Below are 17,037 nucleotides of genomic sequence, written 5' to 3'. Positions count from 1 at the left end.
GGGTGGCGAGAAAGGAACGTGAAGGTCCTCTCAGCTTTCTTTCAGCTCCGGCGGCCGGGGCCGTGAGCGTCGTTACGTTGCCGGACGTGACAGTCACCGAGATCCGTCCGTCCGTGGGCCAGACGCTCCTGTGGTTCCTCGACCGCTACCGCGGCGAGGAGGGCGCGCTCAACTGCCCGGTGCTGTGCCGAGTGCGCGGAGATCTCGACCGCGACAGACTCCGGCAGGCGGTCGACCGGGTGGTCGACCGGCACGAGGCCTTGCGCACCACCTTCACGGGGGGTGGCCGCCGGCTCAAGGCGCTGGTGCACCCGGCCGCGTACCCGGAGATCCAGGAGGCCGACCTCACCGGTGAGCCGGACCCCGGGGCCGCCGCCGACCGGGCGATCGCGAAGGAGCTGGGCACCCGTATCGACGCCACCGGGAGCGCCGTGCGGATCACCCTGTGGCGGCTGGCCGAGGACCACCATGTGCTCTGTCTCAACATGCACCACATGGTCACCGACTCGTGGTCGTGCAATGTGATCTTCGAGGACCTGTGCGCCGCGCTGGAGGGGAAGCCGGCCGCCGAGGCAGCGGCGTACTCCCGGTTCGCCGAGGAGCAGCGCGAGCTGCTGGCCGGGCCGGCCGGCAAGCGGCTCAGCACCTTCTGGGGCGAGCGCCTGAGGGATGTGACGCTGCCGCCGCTGCCGATGCGGGAGGCCACCCCGGGCGCACCGCGTGACACCAGGCTCGTACAGCACGTCCTCCAGGCGCCGACGGTCGCCGCACTCGACGCCCTGGCCAAGCGGGAGCGGTCCACGATGTTCGTGGCCCTGCTCACCGCGTACTACCGCGCGCTGCGGTCGGTCAGCGGCACCGAGGACCTGGCGGTGGCGACGCTGTTCGCCAACCGGGGTGCCGAGCACCGCCGCACGGTGGGCTTCCTGGCCAACATGGTGCTGCTGCGGACCCGGCTCACCGGTGACGACTTCACCGCACATCTGCGGGCCACGCACAGCACGGTGATGGAGGCGTTCGTCCACCAGGCGCTGCCGTTCCAGATGCTCCCGATCAGACTCGGCGGTACGAGCCGGCGGCTGGACGACGTGGTCTTCCAGATGATGGCCGACCCGGTGTACGCGACCCGGGCCGGCGGGCTGGACATCGAGGTCCTGGTCCCCGACGACGTGGCCACCCGCTTCGAGCTGGAGCTGGTCGCGGTGCCCGACCGGGACACGGTGCGGGTGCTGCTCTTCTACAACCCGGACCGCTTCGAGAAGGAGTTCGCGGAGTCCCTGCTCGCCGGGTACGTCGACATCTGCACCGCCGCCGCCCGCGCGGCGGCGCCCCACTCCGACCAGGCCGGGGCGGCTGCCCCGGCCCAGCACGGGAGGCCACGATGACCAGTGAGGCGCCCACCGGACGCGTCCTGTCCGCCGAGGAGATCCGCGACACCGTCGCCGCACGGCTGGAACTGCCCGCCGCCGAGATCGGTTTCGAGGAGGACCTCGTCACCCTCGGCCTGGACTCCCTGGGGATGATGACCCTGGCGGCGGCCTGGCAGGCGGACGGCGTCGAGGTGACCTTCGGCGACCTGGTGGAGGAGCCCACCGTACGGGCCTGGGCCGCGCTGGTGTCCGGGACCGACGACGGAGCGGGCGTACGGCCCGCGGCGGCCGACGGTGACCCGTCTGCCGAGGCCGGGGAGTTCCCGCTGGCCCCGATGCAGCACGCCTACTGGTCGGGCCGGCAGCCCGGGATGCCGCTGGCCACCGGGTCGCACTTCTACTTCGAGTTCGATGTCACCGCCGACGCCGGGCGCTGGCACGGCGCGGTCGCGGCGCTGCGCCGCCACCACCCGATGCTGCGCGCCGCTGTCGGCGCCGACGGCAGCCAGCGGATCCTGCCCGAGTGCCGGGGGCTTGACGAGGTCGTCGACCTGCGCGGCCTCGACCAGGAGGAGCGCGACCGCCGACTGGCCTCCCTGCGCGCGGAGTTGTCCCATCAGACGCTGCCGGTCGCCCGTGGGGGCGGACTCGATGTGCGGCTGGCGCTGCTGCCGGACGGGAAGGGCCGGCTCTTCCTCGACATCGACATGATCGTCTGCGACGCGTCGAGTTTCCGTATCGTCATCGGCGACCTGGCCCGCCACTACCGGGACCCGGACACCGCTCCCCCGCGCCCCGCTCTCACCTTCCCCGAGTACCTCCGGCTCATCGCCGCATCGGGCCGGGAGCCCCGCCCGGCGGATGTCTCCTACTGGCGCGACCGTGCCGAGGAGCTGCCCAACGCACCTCAACTCCCCCTGGCCGTGACGCCGGAGCGGGTCGACCGGGTGCACACCGTGCGGCGCCACGCCTGGCTGGCCCCGGAGACGTACCAGCGGTTGACCCAGCACGCGCGCAGCAGCGGGCTGACGGTGTCGATGGCGGTCGCCGCGGCCTACGCGGACACTCTCGCGGCCTGGAGCGAGGGGCCCGAGTTCCTGCTCAACCTGCCGGTGCTGAACCGGATCCCGGTCCACCCCGAAGTGGGCTCCCTGGTCGGGGACTTCACGGATCTGCTGCTGCTCCGGGTGGCGCCCGACAGCTGCCGCACCTTCACCGAGCGGGCCCGTGCGGTGCAGGAGCAGTACCGCCGCGACGCCGCGCACACGGCGTACGGGGGCACATCGGTCCTCCGCGACCTGGCCCGGACCACCGCCGGAGCCAACCAGCGGGCCGGGGCCGTGTTCACGAGCGCGCTCAGCCTGGGCGAGCTCTTCGACGAGGCGACCCGTGCGGTCCTGGGCGCCCCGGTGTGGATGAGTTCGCAGACCTCGGGCGTGTGGATCGACCTCCAGCTGACCGAGCACGAGGGCGGCATGCTGATCAACTGGGAGACCACCGAGAACCTCTTCGAGGCCGGGGTCCCCGAGGCGATGTTCGAGACCTTCGTCAACCGCGTACGGCTGCTCGCCTCGCAGCCCAGCGCTTGGTGGGAGAGTCTGCCGATCCGGCCGCCCGCACCGCAGCTCCAGGCGCGCCGGCACGCCAACGACACCCGCGCCGAGCTGCCCGGCGGCACCCTGCACGAGGAGTTCTTCCGGCTGGCCGCCGCGAACGGTGACGCACCGGCGGCGCTCTGGGGCGACGGCGAGCAGCTGACCTATGCCGAACTCGACGAGCGGGCACGGCGGTTGGCCCATGTCCTGCGGACGGCGGGCGTGACCTCCGGCGACCGGGTCGTGATCACGCTGCCCAGGGGCGTCGACCAGGTGGTCGCCGTCCTGGCGGTGCACGCGCTGGGCGCGGCCTATGTGCCGGTGGGGACGGACCAGCCGGAGGCGCGCAGGCGCACCGTCGAGGAGCGGGCCGGGGCCCGCTTCGCGGTGACCGACGGCCGGGACCGCGAGGACGCCGAGGGCCGGATCCTGACCGTCGACGTGCGGTGCGCCACCGATCCGGGGGTGCCGCTGCTGGAGCGGCCGGCCGCCGTCTCGCCCGACGACCCGGCCTATGTCATCTTCACCTCCGGGTCGACCGGAGAGCCCAAGGGCGTGGAGCTCACCCATGCGGCGGCCCGCAACACCGTGGCCGCGCTGAACCGGCGCTACACGGCAGGCCCCGCCGACCGCACCCTCTGCCTGTCGGCACTCGACTTCGATCTGTCGGTCTTCGACATCTTCGCCCCCCTCACCTGCGGCGGCGCGCTGGTTCTGATCAGCGACGAGGAGCGGCGCTCACCGGAGGTGTGGCTGCGCCGGGCGGTCGAGAACCGGGCCACCGTCCTCAACTGCGTTCCCGCGCTGCTGGACATGGCGCTCACGACGGCGGAGTCACGGGCGGACCTACGCGAGTGGCCGTTCCGGCTCCAGCTGCTCGGGGGCGACTGGGCGGGACTCGACCTGCCGGGCAGGGTGCACGCGCTGCGCCCGGACAGTGTGTTCGTCGCGCTGGGCGGCACCACCGAGACCGCGATCCACTCGACCGTCCAGGAGGTCACGGAGGTCGACCCCGCCTGGACGTCGGTCCCCTACAACGTGCCGCTGCCCAACCAGGTCTGCCGGATCGTCGACGAGCACGGCCGGGACCGGCCCGACTGGGTGGCCGGTGAGCTGTGGATCGGCGGGGCCGGGGTGGCCCGGGGCTATGTGGGCTCCCCCGACCTGACCGCGGCGAGGTTCGTGCGGGCGGACGGCCGGCGCTGGTACCGGACCGGCGACCGGGCCCGCTACCGGCCGGGCGCCGTGATCGAGTTCCTCGGCCGTGCCGACTTCCAGGTCAAGCTCAACGGCTACCGCATCGAACTCGGCGAGGTGGAGCGGGCGTTGGGTCGGCACCCCGGTGTGCGCGACGTCGTCGCCGTACCGGTTCCTGAGCAGGGCGGCGCGCTGTACGCGCTGGTCACGCCGGCGGGGGCCGACACCGAGGGGGTGCTGGCCACGGCCGCCCTCCAGGTGCCGGAGTACATGGTGCCCGCGCGTGCCGTCGCCACCGACGAACTGCCGCTGAGCCGCAACGGCAAGGTCGACCGCGCCGAGGTCCGGCGGCTGCTGGCCGAGGCGCTGGGCGAGCGGACGTCCGAGGCCGACGCGCCGCGCGGCCGGGCGGAGCAGACCGTCGCCGCCCTCTGGACGGAGCTGCTCGGCGGTACGGAGGCCGGCAGGACCACCAACTTCTTCCATATCGGCGGCGACAGTCTCCAGGCCACCCGCATGCTCGCCGCGCTGCGCCGGGAGGGGTACGAAGGGCGGCTCGGGGACCTGTTCACCCAGCCCACGGTGGGCGGTTTCGCCGCGACCCTGGAAGCGGTCGAGCCCGCCGCTCCCGGGAGCGTCCCGGCCGACCCGGACCGCCGCCACGAGCCCTTCCCGCTCACCGATGTGCAGCGCGCCTACTGGCTCGGCCGCGACCCCGGCTACGCCCTCGGCGGCGTCGCGTCCTACTGGTACTGGGAGTTCGAGAGCGACGACGTCGATCTGGACCGGCTGGAGGCCGCCTGGAACCGGCTGGTGCGGCGGCACGAGATGATGCGCGCCGTGCTGGACGGCGAGGGCGGACAGCGGATCCTGCGCGAGGTTCCGCACTACCGCTTCGCGGTCACCCCCACCACCGCCGCCGACCACGAGAAGGCGGTCGAGGAGCTGGGGGCCATGGAGCAGCAGGTGCTGGACGTGACCTCCTGGCCACTGTTCGACGTACGCGCCGTGCGGCGCGACGACGGGCACACCGTGTTCGGGGTCGGCTTCGACTACGTCGTCCTCGACGCGCTGTCGATCATGACCATCTTCACCGAGCTGTCTGCGCTCTACGCCGACCCCGACCGGGAACTCCCGCCCCTGGAGCTGTCCTTCCGCGACTACCTGCTCGCCGGGCGGACCGACCCGGCGGCCAGGGCGCGGGACGAGGAGTTCTGGCTGGCCGCGATCGAGGAGCTGCCGGCCGCGCCCGCGCTGCCCATGGCCCTGGACCCGGAACACGTCGACCGGCCGCGCTTCGTGCGGGACGAGTTCCGGCTCTCCCCGGAGAGCTGGGCGCGGCTGCGGCGCCGGACCGCCGAGGCGGGGCTGACCGCGTCGACCGTCGTGGCGGCCGCCTTCGCCGAGGTGCTGGCCGCGTGGAGCGCGGAGACCTCGCTGACGCTCAACCTGACGGTCTTCGACCGGCGCGATGCGCACCCGCAAGTGGCCCAGGTGGTGGGCGACTTCACCTCGTTGCTGCTGCTGGGCCACCACAGCGACCCGGACGGCTCCTGGGCCGATACCGTACGGCGGCTCCAGGGCCAGGTCTGGGAGGGCATCGAGCACAACAACGTCTCGACGACCTGGGTGCTCCAGCAGCTGGCCCGGCGCACCGGGGGCGGCCAGATGCTGATGCCGGTGGTGTTCACCTCCACCCTCGGGGTCAGCGCGGACTTCAAGGACCTCACGTTCGGCTTCGGCGAGCTGCGGCGCGGCCTCTCGCAGAGCCCGCAGGTGGCCCTGGACTGCCAGGTGGTGGAGCGCGACGGCGGTCTGGCCGTCAACTGGGACCACGTAGAGGGCCTCTACAGCCCCCAGGTCGTCTCTTCGGCCCTGGAGGCGATGCGCCGCCTCCTGGTGGAGCTGGCGGACAGCGACTGGTCGCGTCCGGCGCCGCCGATCAGGCTCCCCGAGGCCCAGGCGAAGGTCCGCTCCGGGGTCAACGACACGGCCGTCGCCCGCCCCTCCCGTACGCTGCACCAACCGGTCCTCGACCACGCCCGCACCTCCCCCGACGCCGTCGCCGTGCGCTCGGCGTCCGGGTCCGTGCTGAGCTACGCCGAGCTGGCCGGGCGCGCCCTCGCGGTCGCCGGACACCTCCTGTCGCTCGGCGCCCGGCCGGGCGACCCCGTGGTGGTCTCGCTGCCGAAGGGCCCCGACCAGGTGGTCGCGGTGCTCGGGGTTCTCGCCGCCGGCTGCTGCTACGTACCGGTGGGAGTCGGCCAGCCGGCGGGGCGGCGCAACCGGATCGTGCGTTCCGCCGGGGCCCGGCTGGCCCTGGTCGGGGCGGGCCCGGACGCCGGGGAGGAGTGGGACGAGGCGCTGCGGCTGGTACCGGTGGCCGAGGCGATGGGGGCCGAGCCGATGGCGGCGCCCGTGCCGGTCGACCCGGGGCGGATCGCGTACGTCATCTACACCTCGGGCTCCACCGGTGAGCCCAAGGGGGTGGAGATCAGCCACGCGGCCGCCGCCAACACCATCGACGACGTGAACGCCCGCCACGGCGTGGGGCCGGGCGATGTGGCGTTGCAGGTGTCGGCCCTCGACTTCGACCTGTCCGTCTACGACCTGTTCGGGCTGCTCGGGGCGGGTGGCACGCTGGTGACGCTGACCGAGGACATCCGGCGGGAGGCTGCCGCCTGGGCCCGGCTCGCCGCCGAGCACGGGGTCACCGTCTGGAACACCGTGCCGACCCTCCTCGACATGCTGCTGGTGGCCTGCGAGTCGGGCCCCGGCCTGCCGGCCCTGCGGGTGGCGATCGTCTCGGGCGACTGGGTGGGGCTGGACCTGCCCGACCGGCTCCGGGCCGCCGCACCCGACGCCCTCCTCGTCGCCATGGGCGGCGCCACCGAGGCCTCGATCTGGTCGAACGCCTTCGAGGTGACGGCCCTCGACCCGGCGTGGGTGTCGATCCCGTACGGCTATCCGCTGGCCAACCAGTGCTTCCGCGTCGTCGACGATTACGGCCGCGACCGGCCCGACTTCGTCCCCGGCGAGCTGTGGATCGGGGGCGACGGGGTGGCGCTCGGCTACCGCGGGGACCCCGGGCGCACCGCGGCCGCTTTCGTGACGGCCGGCGGTGGGAGGTGGTACCGCACCGGTGACCTGGGCCGGTACCACCCGTCGGGAGTCCTGGAGTTCCTCGGCCGCCGCGACCACCAGGTGAAGGTGCGCGGCCACCGGATCGAACTCGGGGAGATCGAGACCCGGCTGCGTGAGCTGGACGGGGTCGCGAGCGCCGTGGCCTGGGTCGACGGCAGCGCGGGCGCACGCCGCCTGGCCGCGGTCGTCACCCCGGAGCCCGGCACCGGACCGGCACCGGGCGAGGCGGAGCTGCTGGCCGCGCTGGCCGGGCATCTGCCGTCCTACATGCTCCCCGAGCACCTCACCGTGGTCGACCGGCTGCCGCTGAGCGCCAACGCCAAGGTGGACCGCGCCGCCGTCGCCCGCACCTACGGCCCACGCCGCACGGCGGGGGCGCCGCCCGCCGACGACCGGCCGCGCGAGGGCACCGAAAGCGCGGTGGCCGAGGTGTGGGCGGAACTGCTGGCGGCGCCCGAGGTGGGCCGCTCGGCCGACTTCTTCGGCCTGGGCGGCGACAGTCTCGTCGCCACCCGGGTCATCCAGCGGTTCGCGCGGCGCTTCGGCGTGGAGCTCTCGCTGCGGCAGCTCTTCAACCATCCGACCGTCGCCGCGGTCGCCGCCGTCATCGACGGCGAGATCTCCGGCAGCCACCAGCACGAAGCGTCCGTACGACTGGAAGAAGGTGTCCTGTGACCGCCGCCGACATCATCAGCGAACTCGAACAGGTCGGCCTGCACCTCTGGGAGGACGGGGGCAGGCTCCGCTTCCGGGGGCCGGAGGGGGCGATGACCCCCGAGCGCCGGAAGCTCCTCGCCGGACGGCGGGAGGACGTACTGCGGGAGCTGCGCGAGCGCGGCCCGCGGCAGGTGCGGCCGGACCCCGCCTCCTCCCACGAGCCGTTCCCGCTCACCGAGGTCCAGTCGGCCTACCTGCTGGGCCGCCGGGGCGCCTTCGCGTACGGGTCGGTGCCCTGCCACGCCTACGGGGAGCTGGAGTTCGCCGGGCTGGACCGGAACCGGCTGCTGCGGGCCTGGCGCCGGGTGGTCGACCGGCACGAGATGCTGCGCGTGGTCATCGACTACGACGGCTACCAGCGGGTCCTGGAGGACCCGCCCGCCCCGGTCATCGGCTGGCACGACGCGACCGGTCTGCCGGGCCCGGCGGGCGAGGAGGTGCTCGGCGAGGTCCGGGGCCGGCTCTGTGACGAGTCCAAGGACGTCACCGCCTGCCCGCTGTACACCCTGGAGGTCACCGAGCTGGCCGACCGGGCCGTCCTGCACTTCTCGATCGACTTCCTGATCGCCGACTATGTCAGCATCTACCGGCTGCTGGACGAGTTCGGCGCCTTCTACGAGGACCCCGAGGCGGAGCTCCCGGCCCCGGCGATCTCGTTCCGGGACTATCTGCGGGCCGAGCGCGCGGTACGGCAGGGCCCGGCCTACGAACGGGACCGCGACTACTGGCTGGCGCGGCTGGACAGCCTGCCGCCCGCCCCCGAACTGCCGCTGGTCGCCCGGCCCAGCCGGCAGGGCCCGGCGGGGTTCGTCCGCCGCGAGCTGCGCCTGGAGCCCGCCGTCTGGTCGGCGCTGAAGGCCCGCGCCGGGGAGCACCGGATCTCCGCGTCGACGGCGGTGATGGCCGCGTACGCCGAGGTCATCGGCCGCTGGAGCCGCAACCCGCGCTTCACCCTCGATGTGACGGTGCTCAGCAGGCTGCCCCTGCACCCCGATGTCGGCGCCATCGTCGGCGACTTCACCTCCGTGGAGTTGCTGGCCGTCGACGGCGGCTGCGCCGACACCTTCGCGGGGCGGGCCCGCATGGCCGGGGAGCGGCTCTTCGAGGACCTGGACCACCGGCTGTTCTCGGGGGTGGAGGTGCTGCGCGAGCTGACGCGCCGCCGGGGGCAGCAGGGGTCGTTGATGCCCGTGGTGTTCACCAGCGCCATCGGGCTCTCCGACGGCCTGGCCCCGCAGGGGCTGATGCGCTCCGAGATCCGCAACGGCATCAGCCAGACGCCACAGGTCTGGGTGGACTGCCAGGCCATGGAGTCCGGGGGTGCCCTGCTCGTCAACTGGGACGCGCGGGAGGACACCGTGCCCGGCCCGGTGCTCGACGACATGTTCGCCGCGTTCCGTACGCTGCTGCACCGGCTCGCCGGTGAGGACGGCGCCTGGGACGGCGACCCGCTGACGCTCCCCGACCACCAGGCGCGGCGCCGGGCGGCGGTCAACGACACCGCCCGGCCGGTGGGCGAGTCCCTGCTCCACCAGGCGCTGATGGACCAGGCGCGCCGCCGCCCGGAGGCGACGGCGGTGACCGGTCCTGGCGGGAGCATCGACTACGCCACGCTGACCGGCCGGGCCGCCGCCGTGGCCTCGGCGCTCGCCGGGCACGGCCACAAGCCGCACCAGCGCGTCGCGGTGGTGCTGGAGAAGGGGTGGGATCAGATCGCCGGGGCGCTCGGGGTGCTGCTCGCCGGTGGCACCTACGTCCCGATCGAGGCGGGCCAGCCCGATGCCCGGCGCAACAGGATCATCGAGTCCGCCGGCGTCGGCCTGGTGGTCGGCCACAGCTCGGTCGGGGCCCAGCTGCCCGCCGGGGTCGGGCGCATCGATGTGGACCGGCTGCCCGGGGCACCCGCCCCCGGCGCCGAGGCGGTGCAGGTCGCCGCCGGGGACTCGGCGTACGTCATCTTCACCTCGGGCTCCACCGGCGAGCCGAAGGGGGTGGAGATCAGCCACCGGGCGGCGGTGAACACCCTCGACGATGTCTGCCGCCGGTTCGGGATCGGCGAGCACGATGTCGCGCTGGGGCTCTCCAGCCTCGGCTTCGACCTCTCGGTCTTCGACATCTTCGGCGTCCTCGGCCGGGGCGGCACCCTGGTGCTCCCCGACCCGGAGCGCCGTACCGACCCCTCGCACTGGGGTGAGCTGATCGCCGGACACGGTGTGACCGTGCTGAACACGGTGCCGGCCCAGATGATGCTGCTGGAGGAGTATCTGCGCGGCGAGAACCGCGAGTTCGCCGGTGTCCGGCTGGGCATGATGTCGGGCGACTGGATCCCCGTGACGCTCCCGGACGCCGTCCGCGCCCGCCTTCCCCGGGTGGAGCTGTTCAGCCTGGGCGGCGCAACCGAGGCGGCGATCTGGTCGATCGTCCATCCGATCGGCGAGGTGGACCCCCAGGCGCCGAGCATCCCGTACGGCACTCCGCTGGAGAACCAGCGCTTCCATGTGCTGGACGCCTCACTGCGGCCCAGCCCCGACCTTGTCGTCGGTGACCTCCACATCGCCGGTACGGGCCTGGCCGAGGGCTACCTCGGCGACCCGGTGAAGACCGCCGCGAGCTTCCTGGAGCTGCCGGACGGCGAACGGGTCTACCGCACGGGCGACCTCGCCCGCTATCTGCCCGACGGCACCATCGAGTTCATCGGCCGCGACGACCGGCAGGTCAAGATCCGCGGCCACCGCATCGAACTCGCCGAGGTGGAGTCGGCCCTGGCCGCCGACCCGCAGGTCGACGCGGTGGCGGTGGCAACCCAGGGCGAGCGCAACGACCGCAGGCTGGTCGCCTTCGTCTCCCCGGCGCAGACCGACCCGGCCGAGCACGCCGCCGACGCCACCCTGCGGCCCGAAGTCCTCACGGCCGCCGACGAGATCCGTACCGGGGTGGATGTGGCCAAGGTGGTGGAGTTCGCGGCCGTGCTCGACGACGCGGCGCTGCGCCGCATGGTCGACGTCCTGCGCCGGGAGGGCGTGTGGCCCGACGCCGCGGCCCGCCACACCACCTCCGAGGTGATGCGGCTGGCCCGGGTGGCGTCCAAGCACGAGCGGCTGGTGCGCCGCTGGCTGGCCGCGTGTGTGGAGAACGGCTACCTGGACAGGGGCGAGGACGGCACCTTCGGCTGTCTGCGTCTGGTCACCCCCGAGGACGTCGAGGAGGCCTGGGCCGAGGTCGACCGGCTGCTTCCGGAGGCCAACGACCGTCCGGAGCTGGTGGACTACTTCAAGCTCGCCGCCACCCACCTGGCGGAGCTGATGCGCGACGAGCGCGATCCCCTGCGGATGCTCTTCCCCGAGGGCGACCTGAGCATCCATGAGGCCGCCTACATGGAGGGCTTCCTCTCCCGCTACCTCAACCGGCTGGCCACCAGCACCGTACTGGGGGTGGCGCGGCGCAACACCACCGGGCGGCCGCTGCGGGTGCTGGAGGTCGGGGCGGGGGTCGGCGGCACCAGCGTCGACACGATTCCGGCGCTGGACGGCGAGAACGTCCGCTACACCTTCAGCGACGTGTCGCAGTTCTTCCTGAACAAGGCGGGTGAGCGGTTCGCGGACCACCCCTGGGTCGACTACGCCCTCTTCGACTTCAACGAGCCGTTCCGCGAGCAGGGCGTGAAGCCGAACTCGGTGGACGTCATCCTCTGCGGCAACGTCATGCACTACGCGAAGGACGCCCGCGCGGTGCTGCGCCGGATGCGCGAGGCGCTGGTGCCCGGCGGGTGGCTGGTCTTCATCGAGACGACCCGCGACAACTACCAGATCCTGACCTCGATGGAGTTCCTCTTCGACGCCACCGCCGGGGACTTCCAGGACGTACGGCACGGCAAGGACCAGACGTTCATCGGCCGCCACCAGTGGGACGACCTGCTGGCCGAGGCCGGGGCCGATCTTGAGCTGTGCGTCCCGGCGCCGGAGGACGAGCTGGCCCGTATCGGCATGCATGTCTTCGCGGCCCGCTTCAAGACCGACCGCGAACCGGTCGACACCGAGGTGCTGACCCGGCGGCTCGCCGAGCGGCTCCCGGCGGAGATGATCCCCTCGCGCTTCGAGGTACTCGACGCGGTACCGCTTACCGCCAACGGCAAGGTCGACCGCGCCACCCTCGCCGCCTGGGCCGAGCAGCACCGCGGCGCCGGGGCGGCGGCCTCGTCGGACGGGCCGCACGAGGCCGGTGAGCTGGAGCTGGGTGTCGCCGGGGTGTACGCGGAGGTGCTGCGCGAGACGGAGGTCCCGCTGGAGACCAACTTCTATGCCCTGGGCGGGGATTCGCTGCTCGCCGCCCAGCTCGTCACCGCCCTGCGCGAGCAGGTGCCGGCCGCGGCCGAGGTCTTCTTCGACGAGCTGCTGCGCGAACTGCTCGGCGGCGCGTCCGTACGCGAGCTGTCGGCCTTCCTCCAGCAAGGCCGGGCCGGGACCGAGGAGAGCGGGGGGAGCGACGGACTCACCCTGGCCGGAGCGGCGGACGCCCTCGGCAACCCGGTGCACGTCCTGGTCGGCGACGGGCTGGGCGAGGACGCCGAGCGCCTCGCGGCGGGCCTCGGCGAACGCGACCCGGTGGCCGTGGTGCCCCCGGTCCGGGTGGCCGACGGGCAGTCCCTGGAGGACCTGGCCCAGGACGTCGTGACGAAGGTACGCGCGCTGAGCCCGGGCCCCTTCCACCTCATCGGTGCCCACAGCGGAGGCGTACTGGCCCTGGCGGTGGCGCAGCAACTCGTGGAGCTGGGCGCCCCGGTGTGCGGGCTGACCCTGCTGAGCAGCTACCCGCTGCCGGCCACGGTCCACGACGACCTGCTCGAAGAGGCGCTGCTCTGCCTGGACCGGGGGCTTGACCCGGCCGCCCTGGGCTACCCGGACACCGCCGCGCTGGGCCGGGCGCTGACCGTGCTCGCCCCGGCCGGTGACATCCCGCCGGGAGCGCTGGCCGCGCTGGCGGACCGGGAGGAGCCGGAGCTGCGGGCCGTGGGCGAGGTGGCCGCCGCGGCCGCCGCGACCCCGCGCGAGGAGCGCCACGCCGGGATCGCCGGGGCGCTCGGCCGCACCGCCGACGAGATCGCCGGGCGGCTCGTACGGGGCCGTGCGCTGGCGGCCCTCGTCGCCGCCCACGACCCGGGGATCTACACCGGGGAGGCCCGCCTGCTGGTGCACGAGGAGGAGTCCCCGGTCTGGCCCGCCATGGCCGCCGACATGACCGCGCTGTGGGGGTCGGTCTGCGTCGGGGGGCTGCGGCGGGAGACGGTTCCGGGAGACCACTTCACCTGCCGTGGGCTGGTCGCTCCCGGTGTGATCGACCTGCCCGAGGAGGACGCGTGAGCGAGCACATCACCCCGACGGTCGCGGTGGTCGGCGCCTACGGTGCCGTAGGCGCCGCCGCCGTACAGGCGATCGCGGACCGCCGCCCCGACGCCGTCGTCCGGCTCGGCGGGCGCGACCGGGCGCAGGCCGAGTCGCTGCTGGCCAAGTGCGGGCTGCGCGGTGAGGCCGTCGCCGTGGACCTGTACGACGGCCGGTCGCTGGCGGAGTTCTGCCGGGGTGCCCGGGCGGTGCTGAACTGCGCGGGCCCCTCCTACCAGGTCCTGGACCGGGTGGCGTGGGCCGCGGCTGCCGCCGGTGCCGACTACGTGGACCCGGGCGGGGACGAGCCGCTCCTGGAGGCGCTGACACGGCCGGGCACCTTCACCGGCACGGCCGTGATCACCGCCGGGATGCAGCCCGGGCTGACCGGGCTGCTCCCCCGCCACCTCTGCACGACGATGAGCGACCCGCAGCGGCTCACGGCCTATGTCGGCACGATGGACCGGCTCACCCCGGCCGGGGCCGCCGACTATCTGCTCTCCATGGGCGGCGCCTACGGCGAGGCCCGTGGCGCGATCAGGGGCGGAATCCGCGTGGAGCGCGAGCTGGAGCCGAGGACCGGGGTCGAACTGCCCTACGCGGGCAACCGCGTCGACGTCTACCCCTACCTCAGCTTCGAGTCCGCGCGGCTCCCCGAGATCACCGGGCTGAGCGAGATCGACTGGTACAACGTCTTCGACGGCGGTGCGCACATGATGAACTGCCTCAGCAGGCTCCAGGGGGCGATGCGCGGTGAGTCCGGGCTCGCCGAGGCGGCCGAGGAGCTGACGCGCGCGGCGGCCCTGGACCTGTTCGGCAGGGACCCGTTCCAGCTGATGCTCTTCGAGGTCACGGGCGCCGACGACGGGAGGCCCGCCACCCGGAGCCTGGCCCTGCGCGCCGACGACACCTACGCCCTCACCGGGCTGGCAGGTGCGCTGGCGGTGCTGGCCGTGCTCGGCGGCGGGCTCGCCCCGGGGGTGCACTTCGGCTCCGACGTGCTCGACGCCGGCCAGGTGCTCGCCGCCCTGCGGGCCGAGCCGGCCGTCACGTTGCTGGACATCACCGACCGGCCCATCCTCGCGGCCCGGGCCATGGAGGAGGGCGAGCTGTGACCCGGCCGCGCGTCCTGGTGGCCGGCACCGGTTTCGGCCGCGCCTATCTGGCGGCCTTCGAGCGGGCGGACCACGACTTCGAGCTGGCCGGGATCCTCGCTTCCGGGAGCGCCCGCAGCCGCGCCTGTGCCGAGCACTACGGCGTACCGCTGTGGTCGGCGGTCGAGGAGGTGCCGGGCGATGTCGACCTGGCCTGCGTGGTCATCGGCGGGGTGATGAACGGCGGCCCCGGCCCGGCGCTCTCCCAGGCTCTGATGCGGCGCGGGCTGCACGTCCTCCAGGAGCACCCCCTGCACCCCGACGAGCTGGTCGCGTGTCTGCGCGCCGCCACCGAGGCCGGTGTGGTGTTCCGGATGAACACCCACTACCCGCAGGTGGAGCCGGTCCGCCGGTTCATCCAGGTGGCCCGCGACCTGGTGGCCCGGCAGCGGCCGCTCTTCCTCGATGTGACCTGCGCCTTCCAGGTGCTCTACACGGTCTTCGACATCCTGGGCCGGGCGCTGGGGGCGATCCGCCCGCACGGGGTCGACGGGGTGCTCGCGGGCCCGGAGGGGGCGCCGTACCGGAGCCTCACCGGGCGCTTCGGCGGCGTACCGATGTCGTTCCGGCTCCAGAACGAGCTGGTGCCCGCCGACCCGGACAACCACAGCCACCTGTTCCACCGCATCACCCTCGGCACGGACGGCGGCCACCTCACCCTGGTCAACACGCACGGCCCGGTGGAGTGGAGCATGCGCCCGCACATGCCCGGCGACATGAAGGAGCTGGTCCGCTTCGGCGACTCCGCCGCGCCCCATCTCCGGGTGCCGAGCGTGCAGCACCTGGGGCCGGCGGAGGGCGCCTCGTACACCGAGGTACTGCGCGAGCTGTGGCCGCAGGCGACGGCACGGGCGATGCGCGAGGTCTGGGACGACGTGGAGGCGGGCGCCGACAGCCGGGGGCATGTGCAGTACCACATCGCCCTGGCCCGGCTGGCGATGAGCGTGGCCGAGGCGTGCGGGCCGGTCCGGCTGCACCACCCGGAGCCGCCCGAACTGCTGGCGGCGGCAGACCTGTCGGAGGTGAAGCCATGAGCACCGATGTCCCCAACCCCTGGCTGCGCGGCTACTTCCCGCGCCCCCGGGCCCGGCTGCGGGTGGTGTTCTTCCCGCACGGCGGCGGCTCCGCGAGCTTCTACCGCCCGCTGGCCCGTGACCTCCCCGACGAGGTGGAGGGGTGGGTGGTGCAGTACCCCGGCCGGGAGGACCGCATCGGTGATCCCTGCTGCACCGACATGCCGGGGCTCGTGGAGCCGCTGGCCAAGGCGCTGGCGTACCTGGACGACCGGCCGGTGTGGTTCTTCGGGCACAGCATGGGCGCCTCCGTCGCGCACGAGATCACCCGTCTCCTCGGCGCGGTGGGCGGGAGGCTCCCCGAGCGGCTGGTCGTCTCCGGCCGCCCGGGACCGGCCCGGCAGCGGCCCGACGACAAGCACCTGGACGACGAGCGGCTCTGGGACGACGTGTGCTCGCTCGGCGGCACCGACGAGCAGCTGCTGCGGCTGCCGGGCGTACGGGAGATGGCGCTGCCGGCGCTCCGGGCGGACTACCGCCTGGTGGGCACCTACCGTCCGCCGCCCGGCCGCGATCTCTCGGTGCCGCTGAGCGTCTGCTACGGCACCGAGGACCCGGAGGTCGGCGCGGAGGACGCGGCCGCGTGGGCGGCGGCCACCTCCGCCGACACCGAGCTGGTCCGCTTCCCGGGCGGCCACTTCTACCTGCGCGGCGACGCCCAGGCCGAGTTGACGGGCTGGCTGGAACAACGGCTGCGCGGCCACGCCCCCACCGACCCCGCCGGAAGGAACCGAGGATGATCGTACGACCCGTCGTGGAGAAGTACGCCGAGGAGGCCTCCTCCCCCGCGCCGCCCTGGCTGGCCGGGCTGGTCGCCGACACGGAGGCCGAAACCGAGCTGCCCGCCATGATGGTGGGGAGCCTGGAGGGGGAGTTCCTGGCCGCCCTGGTCTTCGCGCTGCGGCCCCGCCGCATCCTGGAGATCGGCACGTTCACCGGCTACTCCGCCCTGTGCATGGCCGAGACGATGCCCGCGGACGCCGAGCTCCTCACCTGCGAGCTGAGCCCGCTCCACGCCTCGATCGCCCGCAAGCACTTCGGGGCCTCGCCCTGGGCCGACCGCATCCACCTGCTGGAGGGCCCGGCCCTCCGGTCGGTGGAGAGCGTGCCCGGCCCCTTCGACCTGGTCTTCATCGACGCCGACAAGACCGGATACGTCGACTACTACGAGGCGGTGCTGCCCAAGCTGTCCCCGCACGGGCTGGTCCTGGCCGACAACGTGCTCCAGTTCGGCGGTGTCGCCAACGAGCGGGACCAACAGCCCGACACCGTGGCGATGCGGGCGTTCAACGCCCATGTCGCCGCCGACGACCGGGTACGGCAGAGCGTGCTCACCGTGCGCGAGGGCGTCACCGTGATCCGCCGGGCCGGCTGAGCGGCCTTCCGTACGGCGACGAGGCCCGGGCCCC

Annotated in this window: 7 protein-coding genes; all 7 read left to right on the top strand. The window is 73.7% G+C overall.

The features are described from left to right. Window positions 1-86 precede the first annotated feature (86 nt). Genes D6270_RS31280 through D6270_RS31250 form a run of 7 tightly spaced genes read left to right on the top strand, consistent with a single transcriptional unit; the run spans window position 87 to window position 17,003 of the window. Window positions 87-1,385: a condensation domain-containing protein gene (locus D6270_RS31280; RefSeq protein WP_225977001.1), complete on the top strand. Its 1,299-nt coding sequence runs from the start codon at window positions 87-89 to the stop codon at window positions 1,383-1,385. Continuing rightward, window positions 1,382-7,981, top strand: a complete 6,600-nt coding sequence (locus D6270_RS31275; protein WP_109162354.1) for a non-ribosomal peptide synthetase — start codon at window positions 1,382-1,384, stop codon at window positions 7,979-7,981. The genes D6270_RS31280 and D6270_RS31275 overlap by 4 nt, the downstream gene beginning before the upstream one ends. Then, entirely contained in the window at window positions 7,978-13,380 is a 5,403-nt protein-coding gene (locus tag D6270_RS31270; protein WP_109162355.1) for a non-ribosomal peptide synthetase, read from the top strand. Before D6270_RS31275 ends, D6270_RS31270 begins: the two co-directional genes overlap by 4 nt. Next, a complete protein-coding gene (locus tag D6270_RS31265; RefSeq protein WP_109162356.1) occupies window positions 13,377-14,516 on the top strand; it encodes a saccharopine dehydrogenase NADP-binding domain-containing protein in 1,140 nt (379 codons plus the stop codon). The genes D6270_RS31270 and D6270_RS31265 overlap by 4 nt, the downstream gene beginning before the upstream one ends. Beyond that, on the top strand, window positions 14,513-15,589 hold the full coding sequence (locus D6270_RS31260; RefSeq protein WP_109162357.1) for a Gfo/Idh/MocA family oxidoreductase: 1,077 nt from the start codon (window positions 14,513-14,515) through the stop codon (window positions 15,587-15,589). Before D6270_RS31265 ends, D6270_RS31260 begins: the two co-directional genes overlap by 4 nt. Then, window positions 15,586-16,368 (top strand): thioesterase II family protein, encoded by a 783-nt coding sequence (locus D6270_RS31255; protein ID WP_109162358.1) that lies wholly within the window; start codon window positions 15,586-15,588, stop codon window positions 16,366-16,368. Before D6270_RS31260 ends, D6270_RS31255 begins: the two co-directional genes overlap by 4 nt. After that, window positions 16,365-17,003, top strand: coding sequence for an O-methyltransferase (locus tag D6270_RS31250; protein WP_109162359.1), 639 nt, complete (start codon window positions 16,365-16,367; stop codon window positions 17,001-17,003). The genes D6270_RS31255 and D6270_RS31250 overlap by 4 nt, the downstream gene beginning before the upstream one ends. The last annotated feature ends 34 nt before the right edge of the window (window positions 17,004-17,037 follow it).

Source organism: Streptomyces griseus subsp. griseus (assembly GCF_003610995.1).
Lineage (GTDB): Bacteria > Actinomycetota > Actinomycetes > Streptomycetales > Streptomycetaceae > Streptomyces.
The sequence above is the reverse complement of the archived record's forward strand: the minus strand, read 5'-3'. Positions and strand labels throughout refer to the sequence as shown.

Coding starts and splice junctions, on each gene's coding strand:
- D6270_RS31275 (WP_109162354.1), top strand. CDS start 1,382: ATGACCAGTGAGGCGCCCACCGGACGCGTCCTGTCCGCCGAGGAGATC.
- D6270_RS31255 (WP_109162358.1), top strand. CDS start 15,586: ATGAGCACCGATGTCCCCAACCCCTGGCTGCGCGGCTACTTCCCGCGC.
- D6270_RS31250 (WP_109162359.1), top strand. CDS start 16,365: ATGATCGTACGACCCGTCGTGGAGAAGTACGCCGAGGAGGCCTCCTCC.